This window comes from Massilia sp. TSP1-1-2 (assembly GCF_049896185.1).
GTDB lineage: Bacteria > Pseudomonadota > Gammaproteobacteria > Burkholderiales > Burkholderiaceae_D > Telluria_A.
This window is the reverse complement of sequence record NZ_JAFCTU010000091.1, coordinates 1-1441: the sequence shown is the minus strand read 5'-3', so window position 1 is coordinate 1441 and position 1441 is coordinate 1. Positions and strand designations below refer to the sequence as shown.

The window sequence follows — 1441 nt, the reverse complement described above, 5'->3', positions numbered from 1 at the left end:
GTGACTGTTCAGCCCCTATGACCGGCAGAAATTAGTTGTAAACAATTGTGATCGCGTTCATCATGCTGGCATGGCAACGAAACCTTCTTCTCCCGACCTGACTGGACTGTCCCACGAACAGAAGGACATCCTCATTCTGACGTTGCTTGCGCGCTTGGAGGCGCTCGAATCGAAGGTCAACAAGAACAGCAGCAATTCGAGCAAGCCACCCTCGTCCGATGGCCTTGCCAAGAAGACCAGCTCGTTGCGCGAGTCGTCCGGCAAGCCGCCCGGGGGCCAGACTGGCCGCAAGGGCAGCACACTCAAGCAGGCCTTGCAGCCGACCGAGCGTATTGATCACCCGCTGCCCGGACACTGCGACCACTGTCACCATGCATTGCCGCTTCAGGATACGCGCGTCGAGGAGCGCCGCCAAGTATTCGACGTGCCGCTCGCTGCGTTCGACGTTGTGGAACATCGCACTCTTTCGGTGCGTTGCCAATGCGGTCAACTGCACACCAGCGCCTTCCCGGCGAGCGTGACCGATGCGGTGCAAGACGGCCCAAACGTGAAGGCGCTTGCGGTCCACCTTACGCAGGGGCAGATGCTGCCGTATGCGCGCGCTGCTGAGCTGATCCGTGACGTGTATGGCTTGGCCATTTCGCCCGGCACGCTAGTGGCATGGGTGGGCGAAGCGCGCACCGCGTTGCAGGGCACGGCCGATCTGGTCGCGCAGTATTTGCGCGACGCCGCTCTCGTCAACGCCGACGAATCGGGCCTGCGTGTTGCTGGCAAACTGCACTGGCTTCATATCGCCGCTAACGACACGCTAACGTGGTACGGCTTGCACGCCAAGCGTGGGATGGAAGCGATCACCGCGCATGGCATTTTACCCAATCGCTTAGGCGTGCTGGTGCACGATTGTTGGGCGCCGTACTGGAAACTGAACGATGCCACGCATGCCTTGTGCAACGCCCATCTGCTGCGCGAACTGCTGTATGTGAAGGAGCTCACGGGACACCAGTGGCCCCAGGCGATGATGGACTTTTTGCTCAGCGCCAATCAGCTATGCTGGGCCGCGCGGCACTCCGGAACCCGCTTCAGCGAAGCCGACATCGCCGCGTTCAGGACACTCTATGATGCCATCGTCGGTGACGGCGAAGCGCTGCATCCCGAGATCGAACTTCCCGTCTGGAAGGGTGGCCGCGCTAAGCAATCGATCCCCTGCAACCTACTCCGGCGCTTCCGCAAACATGCCGATGCCATCCTGCTGTTCATTCGCGATCTCGCCGTCCCGTTCACCAACAACGTGGCTGAACGCGCCGTGCGCATGCCCAAGGTGAAGCAAAAGATTTCAGGCTGCTTCCGCACCGTCGAAGGCGCTGAAAATTTCTGCGTCATTCGCTCCTGCCTCGATACGCTGCGAAAGCAGGGCCACGGCATGCTGGAGGTGCTGCAACGC

Annotated in this window: 1 protein-coding gene; it reads left to right on the top strand. The window is 60.9% G+C overall.

Annotation, left to right across the window (positions count from 1 at the left end; all coding sequences use genetic code 11):
* Positions 1-70 precede the first annotated feature (70 nt).
* A partial coding sequence (tnpC, locus tag ACP7BV_RS26950) for an IS66 family transposase (RefSeq protein ID WP_426107969.1) occupies positions 71-1441 on the top strand: 1371 nt, incomplete at its 3' end.